General features: G+C 38.0%; 15 protein-coding genes. 12 read left to right on the top strand and 3 right to left on the bottom strand.

Annotation, left to right across the window (positions count from 1 at the left end; all coding sequences use genetic code 11):
• Nucleotides 1-197: 197 nt before the first annotated feature.
• The 3 genes from RWN13_RS00625 to RWN13_RS00615 all read left to right on the top strand — a co-directional run bounded on the left by RWN13_RS00625 (nucleotide 198) and on the right by RWN13_RS00615 (nucleotide 8,901).
• Complete coding sequence (locus tag RWN13_RS00625) at nucleotides 198-5,087, top strand: 5'-nucleotidase C-terminal domain-containing protein (protein WP_314059436.1); 4,890 nt, start codon at nucleotides 198-200, stop codon at nucleotides 5,085-5,087.
• Nucleotides 5,088-5,403: 316 nt separating this feature from the next.
• Nucleotides 5,404-7,122 carry an ABC transporter ATP-binding protein gene (locus RWN13_RS00620; RefSeq protein ID WP_314059433.1) on the top strand — a complete coding sequence of 573 codons (1,719 nt, stop codon included), beginning with the start codon at nucleotides 5,404-5,406 and terminating at the stop codon, nucleotides 7,120-7,122.
• Nucleotides 7,123-8,901, top strand: a complete 1,779-nt coding sequence (locus tag RWN13_RS00615; protein ID WP_314059430.1) for an ABC transporter ATP-binding protein — start codon at nucleotides 7,123-7,125, stop codon at nucleotides 8,899-8,901.
• A gap of 33 nt (nucleotides 8,902-8,934) precedes the next feature.
• Here the strand turns inward: RWN13_RS00615 and RWN13_RS00610 are convergent, their stop codons facing one another.
• Nucleotides 8,935-9,354, bottom strand: a complete 420-nt coding sequence (locus RWN13_RS00610) for a hypothetical protein (RefSeq protein ID WP_314059429.1) — start codon at nucleotides 9,352-9,354, stop codon at nucleotides 8,935-8,937.
• A gap of 224 nt (nucleotides 9,355-9,578) precedes the next feature.
• Between RWN13_RS00610 and pcp the strand changes: the two genes are divergently transcribed.
• Nucleotides 9,579-10,226, top strand: coding sequence for a pyroglutamyl-peptidase I (gene pcp / locus RWN13_RS00605; RefSeq protein WP_314059427.1), 648 nt, complete (start codon nucleotides 9,579-9,581; stop codon nucleotides 10,224-10,226).
• Between the two features lie 55 nt (nucleotides 10,227-10,281).
• Here the strand turns inward: pcp and RWN13_RS00600 are convergent, their stop codons facing one another.
• The gene (locus tag RWN13_RS00600; protein ID WP_314059424.1) at nucleotides 10,282-10,896 is read right to left on the bottom strand and encodes an HAD hydrolase-like protein; all 615 of its coding nucleotides are present in this window, start codon (nucleotides 10,894-10,896) and stop codon (nucleotides 10,282-10,284) included.
• A 132-nt stretch (nucleotides 10,897-11,028) separates the two neighbouring features.
• On the opposite strand from RWN13_RS00600, the gene RWN13_RS00595 reads away from it, so the two are divergent.
• From RWN13_RS00595 to RWN13_RS00575, 5 genes are all read left to right on the top strand, one after another.
• Nucleotides 11,029-11,553 carry a GNAT family N-acetyltransferase gene (locus RWN13_RS00595; RefSeq protein ID WP_314059422.1) on the top strand — a complete coding sequence of 175 codons (525 nt, stop codon included), beginning with the start codon at nucleotides 11,029-11,031 and terminating at the stop codon, nucleotides 11,551-11,553.
• An 85-nt stretch (nucleotides 11,554-11,638) separates the two neighbouring features.
• Nucleotides 11,639-13,174, top strand: a complete 1,536-nt coding sequence (locus RWN13_RS00590; RefSeq protein ID WP_314059420.1) for an acyl-CoA synthetase — start codon at nucleotides 11,639-11,641, stop codon at nucleotides 13,172-13,174.
• Nucleotides 13,175-13,925: 751 nt separating this feature from the next.
• Nucleotides 13,926-14,495 carry a TetR/AcrR family transcriptional regulator gene (locus RWN13_RS00585; RefSeq protein ID WP_314059418.1) on the top strand — a complete coding sequence of 190 codons (570 nt, stop codon included), beginning with the start codon at nucleotides 13,926-13,928 and terminating at the stop codon, nucleotides 14,493-14,495.
• An 8-nt stretch (nucleotides 14,496-14,503) separates the two neighbouring features.
• Entirely contained in the window at nucleotides 14,504-14,746 is a 243-nt protein-coding gene (locus RWN13_RS00580; protein ID WP_314059417.1) for a zinc ribbon domain-containing protein, read from the top strand.
• 25 nt (nucleotides 14,747-14,771) lie between these two features.
• Entirely contained in the window at nucleotides 14,772-15,020 is a 249-nt protein-coding gene (locus tag RWN13_RS00575) for a TfoX/Sxy family protein (RefSeq protein ID WP_314059415.1), read from the top strand.
• A 42-nt stretch (nucleotides 15,021-15,062) separates the two neighbouring features.
• Here the strand turns inward: RWN13_RS00575 and RWN13_RS00570 are convergent, their stop codons facing one another.
• Entirely contained in the window at nucleotides 15,063-16,406 is a 1,344-nt protein-coding gene (locus RWN13_RS00570; protein ID WP_314059413.1) for an FAD-dependent oxidoreductase, read from the bottom strand.
• A 375-nt stretch (nucleotides 16,407-16,781) separates the two neighbouring features.
• Between RWN13_RS00570 and eis the strand changes: the two genes are divergently transcribed.
• From eis to RWN13_RS00555, 3 genes are all read left to right on the top strand, one after another.
• Entirely contained in the window at nucleotides 16,782-17,972 is a 1,191-nt protein-coding gene (gene eis / locus RWN13_RS00565) for a GNAT family N-acetyltransferase (RefSeq protein ID WP_314059411.1), read from the top strand.
• Nucleotides 17,973-18,149: 177 nt separating this feature from the next.
• On the top strand, nucleotides 18,150-18,467 hold the full coding sequence (locus RWN13_RS00560) for a PadR family transcriptional regulator (protein WP_314059409.1): 318 nt from the start codon (nucleotides 18,150-18,152) through the stop codon (nucleotides 18,465-18,467).
• A 451-nt stretch (nucleotides 18,468-18,918) separates the two neighbouring features.
• On the top strand, nucleotides 18,919-20,016 hold the full coding sequence (locus RWN13_RS00555) for a DUF4097 family beta strand repeat-containing protein (RefSeq protein ID WP_399553621.1): 1,098 nt from the start codon (nucleotides 18,919-18,921) through the stop codon (nucleotides 20,014-20,016).
• Nucleotides 20,017-20,058: the final 42 nt, after the last annotated feature.

Raw genomic sequence — 20,058 nt, 5'->3', positions numbered from 1 at the left:
ATAATATTTCCGAATGAGCGTCTTTTATTTCGTGATGTTGGTTAGTTATTATTTAGTGTTCGGTTTTTAATTGTTTTAATGATTAAAATAAAGATTTAAATTTCAATATATCGTTTTACTGCTATATGTTATTGATAGAAAACGCTTTTAATGTTAGAATTATGGTGTTTCATGAATTAAGGAAGGGGTTAAGATGAATGAAGAAGTGGCAAAATATGGCAAGTAAATTTTTGGTAGCGGTTTTATTAAGTGCTAATCTTGTGAGCCTTGCGCCAACATTGATAGAAGCAGCCGAAGAGAGTCAGTCTATTGTGGAAGAGGTTACTCAGGCCAAGGGTGTATTCGGTCAAGGTGCAACCTTGGAGAGTGGCATCAATCAAGAATCTTCCGAAAATCTAACATCGACAGGAGTTAATCAAGCTGTCACAAGGGGGTCTGAACTAACTAAATCAACAGATGACCAAAAGGAAACTAGCGAATCTTCAAGTGAATCGCTGACAGTGCCCGTCCAAATGTTAGGAGTGAATGATTTTCATGGAGCGATTGACACAAAGGGCTCTGCTTATTTAGAGGGAGTTAGTACACCAGATACAGGGAGAGCGGTCAATCTAGCCGCTCATTTAGATGAAGCTCAACGAAATTTTCAAGCAAGTCATGGAAACGGTGGGACGGAAAGAATTCAAGCGGGCGATTTAGTTGGCGGTAGCCCTGCCAATTCGGCTTTGTTACAAGACGAACCAACGATGCGAATTTTTAATCAAATGCAATTTGGAATTGGCACGCTTGGTAACCATGAATTTGACGAAGGGCTAGCTGAGTTTAAGCGAATTTTAGATGGGGTTGCGCCTGAACCTGGTCAGTTTAATCCGATTGTTGATACTTATCCCCGTGAGAAGTCATCGATGGAGATTGTCATCGCTAATGTGGAGCTGAAAACAGGTGGAATTCCTGAAGATTTTGAACCTTACACGATTAGAACATACGGTTCAGGTGACAAGCAGGTAAAAGTTGGTTATATCGGCATTATTACAATGGAATTTACTAATTTGGTATTGAAGCAGCATCATGAAGAATTCAATGTTTTAGATGAAGCGGAAACAATTGTTAAATACGCAAAGGAATTACGGGAACAAGGGGTGAATGCGATTGCGGTCGTCTCTCATTTGGCAGCAACTAGCAAGGCGGGGGTGCCAGCAGGTGAAGCTGTTGAGGTGATGAATAAGGTCAATGCTCAAGACCCTGCAAACAGCGTTGACGTGGTTTTTGCGGCACATAATCATCAATATACGAATGGTGTCATGAAATCAGGGGACCCAGAAGCAAACGATATCCGGATTGTTCAAAGCACTTCAAACGGTAAGGCGTATATTGATTTGCAAGGTGAAATTGATGTTAAGACAGGTGATTTTATTGAGACTCCTAAGGCAGATGTTAAGCCTGTAACTGCAAGAACAGATCAAAATCAAGCGATTGCGGCAATTGTGAAGGAAGCGGATGAGACCATTAAAGCAGTGACCACGGCTAAAGTAGGAACTGCCGACCAAGTGGCTACTAATGCTGGTAAAATTAGCCGAGATAATTCGGCAGACAGTGAATCACCTTTAGGAAATTTGATTACGGATGCACAACTGTTTATGGCAAATCAGGCAGGATTAGTCGACTCAGCTGGTCGACCCGTTAAGGCAGATTTTGCTTTAACTAACAATGGCGGTATCAGAGCTGATTTAACCGTTAACGAAAACGGTGATATTACTTGGGGAGCGGCTCAAGCCGTGCAACCCTTTGGCAATATTTTACAAGTGGTGAAATTATCTGGCAAGGATTTAAAAGGAGCGTTGAATGAGCAACATGCTAATGGCAAAGCTCATTATTTCTTGCAAATGTCAGGTCTAACAATGACTTATACGAAAATCGAGGGGGCTTTTTCAATAAAAAAAGTAACAGATGATCAAGGAAATGAGATAAGAGATGATTATTTTTATAATGTGATTATTAATGATTTCTTATTTGGTGGTGGTGATGGCTTTAGTAGCTTTACTAAAGGAGAATTAGTAGCGGCGATGGACACTGACACCAATACCTTTGTTGATTATTTTGAGGAGATGGAAAAAGCTGGAAAAGAAATTATCACACCTAATGTGGGACGGAAAAAAATGGAGGTGGAAAATGTCATCCCGATTCAACTTCTAGGAGTTAATGATTTCCATGGGGCTATCGATACAACTGGAACAGCCTATATCGAAGGTGTTGGGACGCCAAAAACAGGTTTAGCAGCGAATCTTGCTGCTCATTTAGATGAAGCTCAGGGTGCGTTTAATATGGCATCGGGAGGTTATACGGAACGGATTCAAGCTGGAGATTTAGTGGGAGCCAGTCCTGCAAGTTCTGCCCTATTACAAGATGAACCAACGATTAAAATTTTTAATATGATGAATTTTAGTATTGGGACGATTGGTAATCATGAATTCGATGAAGGGTTAGGCGAGTTTCGCCGGATTTTAGACGGGACGGCGCCAGTTCCTGGTCAATTTCACTCAATCGTAGACAACTATCCTCGCGAAAAATCAAAAATGGAAGTGGTTTTAGCCAATGTTGTTAATAAAGTTGATGGGCTACATGGGAAAAAAGGTGAGGTGCCTCATGAGTTTAAACCATACACTCTTAAAACCTATGGCAAGGGGGAAAAAACGGTGAAGGTCGGTTACATCGGTATTGTCACTTCCGAGTTTCCTAATCTAGTTTTGAAAAAACATCACGAAGACTATCAAGTCCTTGATGAAGCGGAAACTATCGTGAAGTATTCCAAAGAATTGCGGGAAAAGGGTGTCAATGCGATTGTGGTTGTTTCACATTTGGCCGCTACCAGTGCTAAAGAAGTGGTGGCAGGTGAAGTGGCTAATGTTATGGGGAAAGTGGATCACCTTGATCCTGATAATAGTGTTGACGTGGTTTTTGCCGCGCATAATCATCAATACACAAACGGTGTAATCAATGGTAGCAAAAGCGATGTACGTGTTGTTCAAAGCACGTCTCAAGGGAAAGCTTACATTGATTTACAAGGCGAATTAGATACTGAAACAAAAGATTTTGTTGAGGTGCCGAAAGCAGTCGTGAAAGCGACGACAGATAGAGATGATAAAAATCAAGCAATTGCTAAAGTGGTAGCAGAGGCTCAGGAGATAATTAAACCTGTGACGTCTGCCAAAGTGGGCTTAGCTGATCAACAGGTAACAAAAGCCGGCTTAATCAGTCGTGAGATTACGTCAGATAGTGAGTCACCTTTAGGGAACCTGATTACTGATGCTCAATTGTTTATGGCTAATCAAGCAGAATTAAAAGATGACAACGGAAAAACGATTAGAGCTGATTTTGCCTTAACTAATAATGGTGGCATTCGAGATGATTTAAAAGTTAATGATATAGGGGAAATTACTTGGGGGGCGGCCCAAAATGTCCAACCTTTTGGTAATATCCTGCAAGTCGTCGCCATTTCAGGTAAAGATTTAAAGGGTGCCTTGAATGAGCAGCACGCTAATGGTAAGACTCATTATTTCTTACAAGTATCGGGATTAAAAATGTCTTATTCACAAGAAAATAATGAGTTTAAGGTAGTGGATGTGACTGATGCCCAAGGAAAGTCTATTGAGGATACAGAGACGTATACTATTATCATTAACGATTTCCTCTTAGGCGGAGGCGATGGGTTTACTAGTTTTACTAAAGGGAAATTAATTACGGCTATGGACACGGATACGGATACCTTCATTGATTATTTTAAGTTAATGGAAAAGGATGGTAAGACAATATCTTCCCCAGAAACGGGTCGTAAGTTTCTAGCAGAAGTTGGGGGGACAACTGAAGAAGAATTAAGAGCTGCCTCAACCGTTAGTGAAATTAAGGCTGGTGAGGCGATTATTACAGGTAAAACATTGGCTGGGACTACGGTTACTTACGATGAAAAAAGTGTAGACGCCGATGAAACAGGCAGTTACTCGCTGGCAGCGAAAAAAGCCTTTAAGGAACAGGAAACAGTATCAGTTGAATTTACGAAAGATAAGTCGAAAGTAGTAGTGGATGTAACGGTTAAGGCCGCTGAAGTGGTGCCGCCCATAACGAAAGAAGAATTAAGTGCGGCTTCAATGATTAATGACATTAAGGCAGATGATCAATACATAACAGGTAAGACGCTTGTTGGTACAACGGTTTCTTATTCAATGAAAAAGGCACCATCGCTTTTGACAATGCCGTTGGCGACGGAGTCAGAGGTCTTTACTTTACCAGTTACCACTAAGCTTAATACGGGAGATATCCTTGAGGTTTTATTTAAAAATGGCGATGTCAGTGTGGTGAAGGAAGTCGTGGTTGATCTGCTAAAAGCTTTGGAAACAGTCTCAACTGTCAATCCAATTATGGTTGGTGATTCAATCATCACAGGTAAAACTTTAGCTGGGGCCACTGTTACTTATGATAAGCAAAGTGTTGTAGCAGATGAAACTGGTAGCTACTTATTGACAGCTGGAAAAGACTTTAAGGAACAAGAAAAAGTGTCAGTTGAATTTTCGAAAGATAAGGTGAAAGTTGTAGTGGAGACGACGGTTGTGACTGAAAAAGTGCTGGTAACGCTTGAGGCATTAGTGGAAGCTTCAAGTATTGATCCAATTAATGCTGGTGATAAAGAAATAAAAGGTCATTCAATAGTTGGTACAACTGTCACGTACGTTGTTAGCCCGAAAACAGAGCAAGCTAAAGAAATTAAAACGAGTTCAGTTACAACGGGGAAAGATGGTCATTATATCTTTGCTGACATACCAGAAACCTTAAAATCAGGGGATAAAGTAATCGCGACCTTTACTAATGGAGGGCTGAAAACCACAGTCGAGCGTCTTGTGACTGAAAAAAATGAAGCAAAACCAGTCGTAGGAGGTACTGTTGGTAATAACAAACCAAGTGTTACGACTAAGGGGAGACTCCCTCAAATGGGTGGAGCTGAGTCACTGTTATCAACGATCGGTTTGGTTGTGATAGTTGGTGGTTACCTTGTTCAGTTGAAAAAAAGGCACAAGAATGAGAACAATCACTTGAGATAAATAATCGGAGAGTCTAACGGGTAAAACTGTTAGGCTCTTTGTTTGTTTTTTTCGTTAACGAAGTGTTTAACTAATAAAGTATGCGTGTATCTATAAGCAAAACAAATCTCTGAAATTTATTTAAAATTGTTGTTATTTTATTCCCGTTAACTAGAGTTCCAGGGGCAATGTTTTTTATTTTCCGTACTTTACACTCCTCCAAGAGGATCGTTTATACTGAAAACTCAACTGTTAGTTTAATGTGAGTTTAATACTTGATATTGTTGTTATTATTGGGTATTATGAAGCTCTGACTAAAAAAGAAAGAAGGTAGGATATGTCCTTACTGATTAACAAAATGAAAAATCATCTGGGAGCTGTGATCGGATCCATTTTAATGACGTTTGTCATTGTGGGCACGCAATTATGGCAACCAAAATTGCTTCAAAAAGTATTGAATGCTGTGATGGCTGACGACAAAGATAGGATCTTTGAAGTCGGGATTACGTTGCTTGTTGTGGCTGGAGTTGGCTTGATTGCAGGGATAATTAATACAATTTTAGCTGCTAAAGTAGCCCAGGAAGTCTCTGCAGATGTTAGGGAAGAAGGATTCCAAAAAATCCAAACCTTTTCTTTTAGTAATATCGAAAAGTTCTCCACAGGTAATATTGTGGTTCGCCTGACAAATGACATCACGCAAATTCAAACATTAGTGATGTTGACGCTCCAAACTTTATTAAGAATTCCGATTCTTTTTGTAGGGAGTTTTATTTTAGCGATGATGACCTTGCCACAATTATGGTGGATTATTATCGTGTTGGTTGTGTTAGTTCTGTTGACTGTGATGTCAATTTTCGGTATGATGGGTAAGCATTTTGGCATGATTCAAACTTATTTAGACCGTGTAAATGGCATTGCTAAAGAGAACTTGGCGGGGATGAGAGTCGTTAAATCCTTTGTCCAAGAAGAAAATGAAACCAAACGATTTACAAAAGTAAGTGAAAAATTAACAAAACATACGATTTCGGTAGGGAATTTATTTGCTATTATGATTCCAACCTTTACAGTCATTTCTAGTTTAGCAATCGTGGTCGCCATTTATTTTTCAGCTGATTTAGCAACAAAAGACTTAGAAGTGATAGGCGCAGTTGCGTCCTTTATGAACTATTTAATGCAAATTATGATGTCAATTATTATCGGTGGTATGATGACGATGATGGCTTCTAGAGCGATGGTATCTTTAAGTCGTATTAAAGAAGTGCTGGACACTGAGCCAGATATTACCTTTAAATCTTCTGCCAATAAATTGATTACTAAAGGTGATGTTTCGTTTAAACATGTGACCTTCCAATACGATGGTGATGACCGACCTTCATTAAAAGACATTACATTTGATGTAGTTCATGGCCAGTCAATCGGGATTGTTGGGGCAACTGGAGCAGGGAAATCAACACTTGCTCAGTTAATTGCCCGGATGTACGATCCGACTGAAGGGGTCATCGAAATTGATCAAATCAATTTGAAAGAAGCAAATAAAGAAAACTTACGTGAATCTGTATCTTTAGTCCTGCAAAAAGCTATTTTGTTTTCTGGAACAATTGCTGATAATTTACGTCATGGTAAGCGGGACGCCTCTGAGGCCGAGATGGAACACGCATCGCGGATAGCTCAGGCAAAGGAATTTATCGATCGTCAGGCTGATGGTTATGCTAGTGTGGTAGAAGAACGCGGTGCTAACTTCTCAGGAGGACAAAAGCAACGTTTATCGATATCCCGAGGAGTAATTGGGGATCCTAAAATATTGATTTTAGACGACAGTACCAGTGCGTTAGATGCAAAATCTGAAAAGCTTGTTAAGGAAGCCTTAAACAATGATTTAAAAGATACAACAACCTTTATTATCGCTCAAAAAATATCTTCAGTTGTACAAGCTGATAAAATTCTTGTGTTGGATGAAGGCGAATTAGTGGCCAGCGGGACACATAAGGAGTTAGTGGCATCTAGCGACGTTTATCGCGAGATTTATGAGACTCAAAAAGGAAAAGAGGTGTTATAGATGGTGAAAAAAAATCGTATGACTAACTTTTTCTGGCACTATTTAAAAGCTTATAAAATACAGCTGGCTGTTATTATGGTGGCTATTGTTATCTCAACTTACTTGCAGGTAAAAACACCTGAATATATTGGTAATGCTTTGACTGAATTAGCAACTTATGCTGGTAAGTACATGTATGGTGGAAAAGAGGCGGCAGACAAAGGGCCATTTACAGATATTATTATCTTATTGGTGATGTTGTATGCCATGAACTGGATTGCCATGTTTATCCAAAATTTATTGATGGCTGGTGTCACTGGTAAATCAACCAATACAATGCGGATTGATTTGTTTAAAAAGATTGAAAAGATGTCAATTCGGTTCTTTGATGCTCACCAAGATGGTGAAATTTTAAGTCGTTTTACAAGTGATTTGGATAATATCTCAAATACAATGAATCAAGCCTTAATTCAAGTATTGACGAATGTTTCAATGATGGTCGGTGTTCTGATTATGATGTTTCGTCAAAATGTACAGTTGTCTTTTGCAACTTTAGCAATGTCACCTGTGGCCATTATTTTTGCGGTAGTGATTATTCGTCAAGCACGTAAATACGTTAACATTCAACAAGACAGTGTCGGTGAGTTAAATGCGTATATCGATGAAAAAATATCTGGTCAAAAAGTGATTATCACTAACGGGTTGGAAGAGGAAACAGTTGAAGGTTTTAAAGTATTTAATGAAAAAGTCAAAGAAGCAACCTTTAAAGGGCAAGTTTATTCTGGCTTATTATTCCCAACGATGCAAGGTTTGTCGCTGTTTAATACGGCTATTGTGATTTTCTTTGGTAGTTGGCTAGTTCTTGATGGTAGTATTGAACGTGCGGCGGGGTTAGGTTTAATCGTAATGTTTGTTCAATACTCCCAACAATTCTATATGCCTTTGACGCAGATTTCGTCACAATTTAGCATGTTGCAGCTTGCGTTTACAGGGGCTCGTCGTTTGAATGAAATCTTTGATGAAGAAGATGAAGTGGAGCGTCCGAATGTTACAGATATTGACGGTTTGCATGAATCAATTTACTTGAATAATGTCGATTTTGCTTATCGAGCTGATAAACCGGTTTTGAAGAAAGTCAATATGGGAGCTAAAAAAGGCCAGATGGTTGCTTTAGTAGGACCAACAGGATCAGGGAAAACTACTATTATGAATCTGTTAAATCGGTTCTATAATGTTGATAGCGGTGAAATACTTTTAGATGGCAAAGATATTCGCGATATTTCACTACCTAGTTTGCGCTCGCAAATTGGAATTGTGTTACAAGATTCAGTTCTGTTTACAGGTAGTATTCGTGATAATATTGTATTTGGAAAACCAAATGCAACAGATGAAGAAGTCACTGATGCGACGAAACAAGCCAATATCCATGAATTTATTATGAGTTTGGATAAAGGGTATGAGACAGAAGTCAGTGATGAAAATAATATTTTTAGTGTTGGTCAAAAGCAGTTAATTAGCATCGCTCGCACAATTATTACCAATCCTGATTTACTCATCCTCGATGAGGCCACAAGTAATGTGGATACTGTTACTGAAAGTCGCATTCAAAAGGCAATGGAGAACATCATTGCTGGACGAACCAGCTTCGTTATTGCTCACCGCTTGAAAACAATATTGAATGCTGATTATATTGTTGTATTGCATCAAGGTGAAATTATTGAAGAAGGTACTCACGAAGAACTACTTCATCAAGAAGGCTTCTACGCTGAATTATATAATAATCAATTCGTATTTGAATAATGAAAAGAGCAATCCAAATAGGATTGCTCTTTTTTAATGTTGATAGGCAGAAAAAGGAAAGCGGGCCCGTAAATGTTTGCTTAATCTGACTCCACCAATTAATTGAACTATGCCGAAAATAAAAAAAATGAAATGGAGAGGGGTGATAGTCAGCAACATGATACATTGACTGATAATCCAAAGACATTGAATCAGGCCCATTAGGCATTGGTAATAGGCAGCCTCTGCTTGATTCGTAAAGCTGCTCCAGGCTGTCAATAAATTTCCTAAACCAATGATAATGATTAAGAACAAACCCGGAAAAAGAAAAGTTGAAAAAGGTGAATTGACTAACATGCTTTCGCTAATACCAACCCCTAGTCGTGCATCAGGAGATAAGGCTAAGACACCACCTGCTAAAGCACCAATACCAATGAGGACATTTAATATAATTAATAAACCTTTGGTCAGCATTTGATAAACCTCCTATTTGATTCTTGATACTGATAATATAACACGAATTGTACAAGAAATAATGAGACTATTGGCTGATTTTTTTATTCGGTCTCTTTTTAAGCTGTTAAAACTAGTGAAGAAAGAAAAAAAATGTTATATTAAATAAGTAAAAGGATAATGATTATCCTAATTTAGTTGTTTGTTTGCCATTTTGAAGGTAGACGAGAAAGAGGTGCGTATAGATGAAACTATTAGTAACAGGTTTTGATCCATTTGGTGGAGAAACGATTAATCCAGCTTGGGAGGCCGTTAAGTTGTTGCCTGAAACGGTGAAAGGAGCAGAAGTGATCAAGTTGGAGATTCCGACTGTTTTTAATAAATCTGCTGATGTCGTAGCTGCGGCTGTTCGGGAACACCAACCTGATGTTGTACTGAATATTGGTCAAGCTGGCGGTCGTTTTGGGATTACACCTGAACGTGTAGCCATTAACATGGATGATGCCCGTATTCCTGATAATGAAGGACAGCAACCAATAGATGAGGTCATTCAAGCCAAAGGCGAAAATGCGTATTTCACACAGTTGCCGATCAAAGCGATGGTGGATGGCATTAAAGCGGCCGGGTTGCCTGCTAGTGTGTCGAATACGGCTGGAACATTTGTATGTAACCATATTATGTACCAAGTTCAGTATTTAATTGCAACAGAGTTCCCTGAAATGAAGGGTGGCTTTATTCACGTTCCCTTTATTCATCAGCAAGTGGTAGATAAGCCGACGATGCCATCTATGAGCATTCCAGATATTGCCAAAGGACTTGAAGCGGCATTGGAACAAATCGTGGCCTTTAAAGACAGTAAAGATATCAAAGTTGTTGGTGGCGCTGAACATTAATATTCACCATAAAAACTACCGACCAAATTCTATTAAGAATTGGTTGGTAGTTTATTTAACTGAAGACCTTTAGTTGATTAAGTTCGGTAATCAAAGCGTTAACATCTCGCTTTTGATTATCAAAATAAAGTGTATGATAACCAATTTTTTTCGGTATTTCTAAGTTTTTAACCGTATTATCGATAAAGACGGCATCAGTTGGGGCCGTATTAGCTTTATCCAAGGCGTAAAGATAAATGGCATCATCATTCTTCCGACTACCGACACTGGCAGAGATGGCGAGAACGTCAAATAGGTCTTCCCATTGATGAAGAGTTATTAAGGTGCTCATGCGATCGTTTTTATTGTCAGTGATAAGACCGATTTGATAGTTGTTTTTCTTTAAAGCTTTCATTAACATGACAATTTCTTGATTGATAGGTGTGGCTTTAAAAGCAGCTTCAATTAAATCAGGGTTAATGGTCAAGCCTAAATTGTGGCACAGGTCAGGCCAAATATCCAGATGACTTTTTTTGCCAGTCAGTAAAACTTGGCCAAATTCACGATATTTCTCTAAGAAAAAGGTTTTATCTATGCCTGTTTTTTGGACAATATAATTGGCGAAACTAACAGAACCTTTGGGATCTATCGTAACTACTCCGTCAAAATCAAAAAAAATAGTTGTTATCATAAACTCTCCTTATAGTTTTTTTTGGTGATTCCATAGGTTCATCATAGCATGATTGTTAGTAAGGGGAAAGAAGGGTGCTTATTAAAAGCATATTTAATCAAATGAGATGTCTAAAGAATGGGAGGAATTAGAATGGCCGTCGTCATTGAGAATAAACGTATTTACTTGAGAGAAATGACCGTTGAAGATTTATCTAACCTTGGAAGTATATTAAAAGATGAGGAGACTATGTATGCATATGAAGCGAGTTTTACTGATAAGCAAGTAAACTCTTGGTTTGAATGTAATTTAAAGAGCTATCAGGAACATGGTTTTGGTCTTTGGACAGTAATTGATAAGGTGACAAATCAATTCGTTGGTCAGTGTGGCCTCGTTTTTTCAGATGTTGAGGGCGAACAATTGTTAGAAGTTGGTTATTTGTTAAATAAACAGTTCTGGGGAAAGGGCTACGCCAGAGAAGCTAGTAGTTTATGTCTGGATTATGCTCGGAAGCTTGGTGCTCCTAAGGTTTGCTCAATCATCAGAGAGACTAATTTACCATCGAGGAGAGTGGCTGAGTATAATCAGATGTTAGTGGTACATGAGTATAACAAAGATTATTCTGGAACAGCTGTTAAACACTTAGTTTACAGTATAAATTTTGAGAGGAAGTTGTGAAATAGTTAACTATTAGTGTTTTTTTTGCTATAATAACCTTGTGTGACAATTTAATTAGTTTTAATAGACGAAGGAGTTATGTATAATGGAATTTCCCAATAATCCCTATGAAGAATTAAATCTTTATAGTAATTTTTCACAGGCAGCTAAAAAATACCCAAAAGTAGCGATTCATTTTGATGGAACTTTGATTGGATTTCCTGAACTAGGCTTGGAAACAACCTATGAAGAAGCAGAAAAGAGAATCATTGTTCAAGCTAGTCGTTTAAGCCTTATGGGGATACAAAAGGGTGATAAAGTAGTGATTTATAAATCACCAATGTTTGACACGTATCTGCTAGCTGTTGCAGTCAGCTATTTAGGCGCCGTGCCAATCATGATTTCTTATCACTTACCTGTACCTACAATGACAATAATGTGTCAGCGATTGGAAGAGCCTTGGTTGATTTATGATCATGAAACAGCCGCTAAAGCACCAGCAATTACGAGTATTAAAAGGGATCATTTAGTTGAATTGGAACAATTAAGAGAGTTACCAGTCAACGGGACGGTCCCTCAATCATTTTTACCATTAAGTGAGATTTCGTATATGACTCATACATCAGGGACAACAGGTGTTCCTAAATTGATTGCCCATTCGGCTCAATCGATGGGGTGGCGGACAAAGTGGCAGCGCAATGTCTTTGATTTAATGCCTGAAAAAAAATTGGTGGCATTTCATATTTCACCGGTTCATTCCCGATTTAACATTGGTATTTCTTCTTTGATGTCTAAAGGATTTCCTTTATTGTGGATTGGTAATGGTCAAATCGAGGCGGTTTCTAAAACTTTAAGTCAGTTTGAGCCTTACGCTTTGGAAACTCATCCAAATAATTTTGTTCAGTGGAGTCGTTTAGCAAAGGAAAAACCTGAGTTGTTTGCCTCGTTTAATTATTTCCATTCAACTTTCGATGCGATTAACAAAGGAACAATGAAAATCTTCTTAGAGGCCTCGCAAGCTGATAAGCCAGTCTTTATGCAAGTGTATGGGCAAAGTGAATGTGGACCGATGATCATGAGATTTCATACAAAAGAAAGCATCGTCGAGTTAAATGCCCGCAATATGGGAATTGGAATGCCTGAATTAACAGAAGTTAGAATTGTGGATCAAAAAGGAAGGGAATTACCAGCGAAGGAATCTGGGAATATTCAGATGCTCTCAAAAGGACGGGCCTTGACATATTATCAGGAAGACCTGCGCTTTACTGAAAATACTTATGGATTATGGTGGGACAGTGGTGATTTTGGTTATAAAGACGATGCAGGCGATTTATATTTGTTGGACCGCCAAGTTGATTTAATTAATAAAGTTGACAGCACGTTATTAATTGAGGATGTTTTGTTGGATCAACTTGAATTTCTTGATGAAGTTGTTATTGTCCGTGGCAAAAACAATGTGGCGCAACCGATTATTTCTGTCGATGCTGACAGTGAAATGGATTGGGAACGATGGTGGCAAGCTATTGCTGATTTCCCATTGTTGAATGAGCCGTTAATTTGGGCTTTTGAGGACATTCCCCGAACAGCTACAATGAAGGTTCAGCGTTTGAAAATAGAAGAGGGCTTAAAAGCAGATAGTTAATATGTAAAAAACTGTAGACAACATACGAGGCTGCTGAAAAAGGAAGAGATTTCTATCTCTTTAGACTTTAGAGAGAAAAAATAAGGTTTCAATCTCAAAAACAGGGATTGAAACCTTATTTTACGCCCTGTTATTAGTTCATTAGAGCCATAATTTTTTAAAATTGGCTACAAACAATATCGTATCCGCCTGGATAGCCTGCTGGTTTTTTATCTCAAATTGAACGAAAAAATCTTTTACTTAATGGGTTTTCCTATCTTTAGATTTTGGGGCCATTCGGGGGGCACTCTCGTTTTCTGCCCAGTACTCATCTAGTTCGTTACTTCTATTATCTTTAAACGAAAAAATAGAAGTAACCACATAGATTTTCTTAAAATCAGGAGAGTTAATATCAGTGATTGTGATCACTTGGCTATCTGCTTTTTATACACGAGAAATAGTACCTTGTCAGTTACGAAGGTAATAACAATTAGCAATCAAAAATTCATCAGGAGTAATTGTTCATTTGATGTGTGCCATTTAATCGAAGCATCGGGTGTGAAAAAGGATCTTAATATTTCTCTGTCTTGTGTTAAAAGGCTGACTAATAGAACGTTATTAAATTTTCAGTCATTTGCTGACCTCCTATAAAGTAGTGATGAAAGACGTAAATTAAGTGAAATGGTTTTTATTATATCCTAGAAATAAAAATCATTGACATAATTTCTTTTTTGTTTTATATTGAGTATGTACTCAACGAAAAGGTGAAGAGATGAATAAACGTGCAAAGCAAAAAGAAGAGACACGTCAAAAAATATTAATGGCAGCAAAAGAAAGTTATTGTAATAAGGGATTTCAAGTAGCGACAAAAGAAATTGCCCTAGTGGCAAATGTTTCTCATGGTTCTATTTTTGCTCATTTTTCGACAGCAGATTTGTTATGCCAGGAGGTGCTAACAAATTACTTCGATGACATGGGAGAGGCTTTAGATGAATGTATCCGCGGAGGTGCTGATCTGAAAAGTTATTTGCACAAATGGCTGGAGTTGATTGAGTTAGAAGAGGGTTTTTATCGACGAATTAGTTCTGAGGGGGCATTAGTATCAGATGGCTGTCAGGCAAAAATAATTGGTTTCCAAGCGGCCTTAGCAATTGATATGGAGAGCTTAATCAAAAAACTAGATGTAGTAAGTCCCGTAAAAAAACTGCCTCTCAGTTTTTTAGTTAATACCTGGTTAGGTGTGATTCACTATTATATTCAAAATAGAGAGTGGTTTACGCCAGTAGTGAAGAATCAAAAAGAGAAGTTAGTTAATCAATATTTAATACTGATTGAAAAGTGAGGTGCCTGATGAAAAAATGTGTAGCCTGCGGGATGCTAATGAAAGTGCCTAGTGATTTTGCCTCAGGCGATATCAACAATAATTATTGTTGTTATTGTGCCAATGAAGATGGCTCTATGAAATCATTCGAAGAAAAGCAATCTGATTTGCAGGGACTGCTAATTCATACTCAGGAAATTAGTCAAGAAGTGGCGGAAAAAATGGTTATCTCCATGATGAAAGACTTACCAGCATGGCGGGACTATTTTTAATAAGGGAGGGAAAGAGGGTGAGAATATGACTCTGTCAGAGATGCCAAATTTAGGTAAAGTGAATGAAGAGAGACTTAAAGAAGTGGGGATTGAAACACCAGAAGAATTACGCGCTATTGGCACAGAAGGCGCTTTTGTACAAGTTCGTGAAGTGGATAAAGGCGCTTGTTTACATTTGCTATATGGTTTGGAAGGCGCTATTAAAGGTATTCCGAAAAAGGATATCTGCCCTGCTCGAAAAGAAGCCCTAAAAGATTTTTATCATCGGCTGTAAAAGCATCAAAAAGGCATCGCTAGGATGCCTTTTTGATGCTTTTTATTTTGCGGTATCTTCCATGGCTTGTTGAGCTAATAGATTTAAGTAGTTCCATGGGCGATCAAAGTGAGGCTGGAAGAAAAAGTCAGTAATCGCTAAGTCCTCAATAGTCATCTTATTTTGGATGGCTAAAGAAAGGGTGTTTGCCGACTGCGTGATATCATATTTAGACATCAACTGTCCACCTAAAATGCGGTGAGTATCAGCGTCGTAAACAAGTTTCATTTGAATATTTTCAGTTGTTGGCATAAATTCTGGACGATAATTATCTTCAAAATAAGTAGCGCCAACATTCATACCGAGGTGTTTGGCACTTGCTTCAGTTAGACCGGTTGACCCGATGTTAAGGCCAAATAGATGCAAACCAGATGTCCCTTGAGTCCCTCGGTAAGCAAGTTTTGGCTCAATAATGTTTTTACCAACTAACATCCCCTGACGAACAGCGTTAGTCGCTAAAGGAATATAACTATAGTCTCCGGTTGGGTTGTAGTGGACAACGGCACTGTCACCAGCTGCAAAGATATCCGGATTACTTGTCCGCATGTATTCGTCGACAATAATTGCACCAGAGTCGATGCGGTCAACTTTTCCAGCTAATAAATCAGTCATTGGACGGAAACCAATGCAAAGAATTACTAAATCTGCTTCGTAAACAGCAGCAGCCGTCTCCACGCCAGTTACTTTTCCACCTTCACCTAAAAATGATGAGACCTGCTGGTTAAGAGCAAGAGTGATGCCTTCTTCTTCTAGTTGAGTTTCAATCACGTCTGTAAATTCACGGTCTAGGTATTTGTTGAGAATACGATCTAAGCCGTCGATTAAGGTTACTTCTTTGCCTTTCATAGCAAAAGCTTCAACTAATTCAATTCCAATATACCCTGCTCCAACGACAGTAATTTTTTTAGCAGAGTCGGCTCGGTCAATAATTTCTTTTGCTTGATTAAAGTTTTTACATAATAAAATGTTTTCCTGGTCAATTCCGGGAATCGGGGGTGTTAAAGGCCACGAACCAGTTGTCATAACTAATTTATCATAAGTATCATTAAGCTCAGCACCTGTTTTTAAATTGCGAACAGTAACTGTTTTGGTTTCAACATCAATGTTTAACACATCGTGTTCCATGTTAACATTTGCACCTAAAGCGGTTAATTCTTCAGGATTTGAATAAAAAAGACTTGCTGAATTTTTCACAACACCACCGACATAAAGGGCAATGCCACATGATAAGAATGACACATTATCATTTCGTTCATAAATAGTCACTTGGGCTTCAGGAGCCTCTTTCAATATATTTTTAACGGCTGATGTTCCAGCATGGGTACAGCCAACAACGATGACTTTCATAAAATTACGTCCTCCTAATAAGACTTACTCGTATTTTGTTACGTGTTTAATTTAACATATCCTATTTTGTGAAAATAGTTTCTTGCTTGTGAATTTCAAAAGCTTTGTTCATAACTCGTAAATTCACAAACTAAGGCGTTGTAGCGGGCGCTGTTAAAACTGTTTGAAATCAACTTCACAATTAAGCATATTTTTCACAACATGTAGATTCACATGGGGGGTTCACAAATGAGAATAAGACGTATGCATTCTCATTTAGAGATAAGTCTAGTTAAAGAGATATTGAGAAACAAATTTACATTTCAGTGTGTCTCTAAGCACGGATATTGTGGTATCATGGTCATGTAGTTGTATAATAAAAGAAGAGGTGACAATATGTTAAAAAAATTGACATCAGATAAGGAATTACAGGATATACTTAAGCTAAGCGAATACGCCTTTAATTTTAATCATATCGAAGACTTTCAAGAAGTTTTTTTGAGGACATGGCAATACACGGATAATTGGGGAATTCTTAAAGAGGGAGAACTTACAAGTCAGATTTTAGTATTTCCTTTCCATGTTAATATTTTTGGTCAATCAATGAAGATGGCTGGAATCGGTAATGTGGCTACCTATCCCGAATATCGAGGCAACGGTGGAATACGTCAGTTATTTACGGCTATTTTTGAAGAATTAAAAGAAAATGGAACCGTTCTTTCTTATTTATCACCATTTTATCAACCTTTTTATCGTAAATTTGGTTATGAGGCTATTTTCAATAAAATTGAGTCAAAAGTGACTCGAAAAGACATTACCCAATTAGCCAATGAGAAAGCCGGTAGTATGAAAAGAGTGGATAAAACTCAAGAACCTTGGCAGGTTATTATCAAACAGCTGTATGCAGATACGTTAGAAAAAGACACAGGAAGTGTTATTCGAGAATCTTGGTGGTGGATAAATAGTTTCGATTATTCGCCAAAAACAAAATATGCTATTTGTTTTGATGAGCAAAACAGTCCTGTCGGCTATATTGCTTATGAAATGGCACCAGGTGAAATGATTATTCATGAAATTAGTTATAAATCGGGGTTTGCAATTCGTAAAATCGGCAGTTTTATTGCCTCCCATAGCGGCACATTTGAGACCTTCCGTTTTAGCAGTAAGTTATCGGAGCAAGTCAAGCTATTGTTTAATGAATCGCGGCCAGTGGAACAAACGATTAACGAAGGAATGATGGTGAAAATCATTTCACTTGAAGGCTTTATTGATCAGTACAGTTTTAATGTTAGCGAAAAAGTTTCCTTTTTGCTTGCTGTCGATGATGTTACGACGCCATGGAATTCGGGGACTTGGAGACTAACGGTTGAATCAGGAAAAGGCAGCCTAAGTTTAGTTTCTGATTTACTTTTACCAGAGGCTGATTTTAGTGGGAGTATTCAATCTTGGACACAAGTCTTTTTAGGACGTGTATCTCTGGAAACGCACCTTTTTCTAGAGACAATGGGTGGGGGAACCTCAATAAGTGCTGAAGTACTCAGTCGTTTGTTACCAAAAAGTGATCTGGCTTTATATGATTATTTCTAAATGGTTGAATTTTTTATAAACCAATAGGTTGGAACTATTGTTCTAGCCCTATTGGTTTATTGACAATAGTTCGGATTATCAGTATAGTATCAATGAGGGAATGGTGAAAAGCTGCGTTTTTTCTGAATGAATTATCAGGACTAAACGGGCAAATGTTAAGGATGAGAGGATTGACAGATGAGAGCATCGGGACAATTTAAAAAAGGTGCACTAGAGATGTGTGTTCTTTACCTGGTTCAGTTAGAAGATCGTTATGGTTACGAACTTCGTGAGAGTGTCAATGAGTATATCCAAATTACAGAAGGCGCTCTTTACCCTGTTTTACGACGATTGGTTAAAGATGGTTATTGTTTAACGTATACTAAACAGTCAGCAGAAGGCCCTTCAAGAAAATACTATCAGATTACCGAAGAAGGAAAAGCTTATTTGTCAGACCTGATAGCTGAGTGGGATGAGTTTGTTTCAAGTGTTAACCGATTGAGAGGGGAGAATTAAGATGAAGACAATTGATGCTTATTTAGCTGAACTTAAGTCTTATTTTTCAGAAAGTAATATGGCTGATTATCAGGAGTTAGAGGAAGATTTATTGGAAGAAGTCCAAAACGCTATGGGAGAGGGGCAAACAGAAGAAGAGGCTGTCAAAAAATTATCCAGTCCAGCAGAAATTGCCAGTGATTTTTTTGCAGATAGACGGTTTGAAACAGCTCAATCAGCCGTGGGAGATCTTGTACCAGAAGAAGATGTTGAAGGAGTTTTTAAAGAGGCGCGTCGTAAGCGTCTTGGTAAAATTGTTCAAAAAGGGATTCTTATTTCAAGGAAAGTGCTATTATTTTCATTAATAGGTGTAGATGTTTTTTTATTTATTTATATCGTTCACGAGTTATATTTTGAGGGGAATTTGGCCCGCATACCGCTGATTGGCTGCCTGCTCAGTCTTGCAGTTTTTATGAATGTGAGTCATGTGAGGCTGAAAATGGGTCAAATGAGACGAGTATTAATTCTGTCATTACTTAGTCTGAGTCTAGTTTTTTTGATTGAAGGGATGGTCAATCAACATCTTTTTTACCGAGGTATTTCTCATTTTCAGGAAATTACTGCAGATGGCCTAAAGGATTTGAACTTTTCTTTAGAATCTGATGGGGTCATTGAAATCACCACTTCAGAAGTAGGACCTAATGAGGCGTTTAGAGTTCTCTTTGATGGAAATTTTAAAAAACAAGACATCAAGCATATTGCGGAAAATAGCGAAAAAAAAGAAATGGACTTAAAGATTGATAAGAAAGGACTCTTCAATTTATTTACTCGTACGAAAGAGTCTGAAATTATTTTGTTGATTCCTAAAGGGACTAAATTATCGGCCTTTAATTTGGATTTATTGAAAGGTGACTTACGTTTATTACATATGACAACTGAAAAATTATCATTGGATTTAGTGGAAGGTGATATTTTTAGCAAGAGTATTATGGCAAATGAGGCCGAGATCAATAGTCAAAAAGGCGACATAGTAATGGAGGATTCACAAATTGATGGTCAGATTAACAATAGAGATGGTAAAACTATTTTGACCCATATAATTGGTGATCTGGTTATTAATGGAGACCATGGTCATACGATTATTAAGGAGCTAAGATCCGAGGTAAGTGAGTTAAGGACAGTAGATGGGAAAATCACCCTAGAAAACTCTCAAGTGACTAATCTCACCTCCTTTGCTGAGAGTGGTCAAAACGTTGTGGCACGGACCACAGGGGAGTTAACTCTTGGAAGTACCCGTGGTAAAATAGTATCCGAAAGCAATCAAGGTGAGCTGAGGACTAAAAATGACAGTGGTGTGTCAATTATCATTGATACAGAAGGCATGCCTAGTGAGGTATCTAGTGTAAGTGGCTTTATTAAATGGATACACGATGTCAGTAATCCTGTTCAGTTTAAGGTTTCCAGCAAAAGTGGTGAGGTGCGCAATGAGCTGACTGATTTAGAAAGTGGGCCGACTATTTTTATCCAATCCACAAGTGGTGATATCCGGGTAATTGAAAAAGTTAAGTAGTAAAATAGTAGCAGTATAGTAGAGAATTCTATTGTATTGCTA

This window comes from uncultured Vagococcus sp., assembly GCF_963518325.1.
Classification (GTDB): Bacteria; Bacillota; Bacilli; order Lactobacillales; family Vagococcaceae; genus Vagococcus_D.
Note: the sequence above shows the minus strand (reverse complement) of the source record. Positions and strands in the feature narration are given on the sequence as shown.

Bases quoted from the DNA above. Each gene is read 5' to 3' on its own strand.
- RWN13_RS00590 (WP_314059420.1), top strand. From the start codon at position 11,639: ATGGAATTTCCCAATAATCCCTATGAAGAATTAAATCTTTATAGTAAT.
- RWN13_RS00600 (WP_314059424.1), bottom strand. From the start codon at position 10,896: ATGATAACAACTATTTTTTTTGATTTTGACGGAGTAGTTACGATAGAT.
- RWN13_RS00595 (WP_314059422.1), top strand. From the start codon at position 11,029: ATGGCCGTCGTCATTGAGAATAAACGTATTTACTTGAGAGAAATGACC.
- pcp (WP_314059427.1), top strand. From the start codon at position 9,579: ATGAAACTATTAGTAACAGGTTTTGATCCATTTGGTGGAGAAACGATT.
- RWN13_RS00615 (WP_314059430.1), top strand. From the start codon at position 7,123: ATGGTGAAAAAAAATCGTATGACTAACTTTTTCTGGCACTATTTAAAA.
- eis (WP_314059411.1), top strand. From the start codon at position 16,782: ATGTTAAAAAAATTGACATCAGATAAGGAATTACAGGATATACTTAAG.
- RWN13_RS00625 (WP_314059436.1), top strand. From the start codon at position 198: ATGAAGAAGTGGCAAAATATGGCAAGTAAATTTTTGGTAGCGGTTTTA.
- RWN13_RS00560 (WP_314059409.1), top strand. From the start codon at position 18,150: ATGAGAGCATCGGGACAATTTAAAAAAGGTGCACTAGAGATGTGTGTT.
- RWN13_RS00620 (WP_314059433.1), top strand. From the start codon at position 5,404: ATGTCCTTACTGATTAACAAAATGAAAAATCATCTGGGAGCTGTGATC.
- RWN13_RS00570 (WP_314059413.1), bottom strand. From the start codon at position 16,406: ATGAAAGTCATCGTTGTTGGCTGTACCCATGCTGGAACATCAGCCGTT.
- RWN13_RS00580 (WP_314059417.1), top strand. From the start codon at position 14,504: ATGAAAAAATGTGTAGCCTGCGGGATGCTAATGAAAGTGCCTAGTGAT.
- RWN13_RS00585 (WP_314059418.1), top strand. From the start codon at position 13,926: ATGAATAAACGTGCAAAGCAAAAAGAAGAGACACGTCAAAAAATATTA.
- RWN13_RS00575 (WP_314059415.1), top strand. From the start codon at position 14,772: ATGACTCTGTCAGAGATGCCAAATTTAGGTAAAGTGAATGAAGAGAGA.
- RWN13_RS00610 (WP_314059429.1), bottom strand. From the start codon at position 9,354: ATGCTGACCAAAGGTTTATTAATTATATTAAATGTCCTCATTGGTATT.
- RWN13_RS00555 (WP_399553621.1), top strand. From the start codon at position 18,919: ATGAATGTGAGTCATGTGAGGCTGAAAATGGGTCAAATGAGACGAGTA.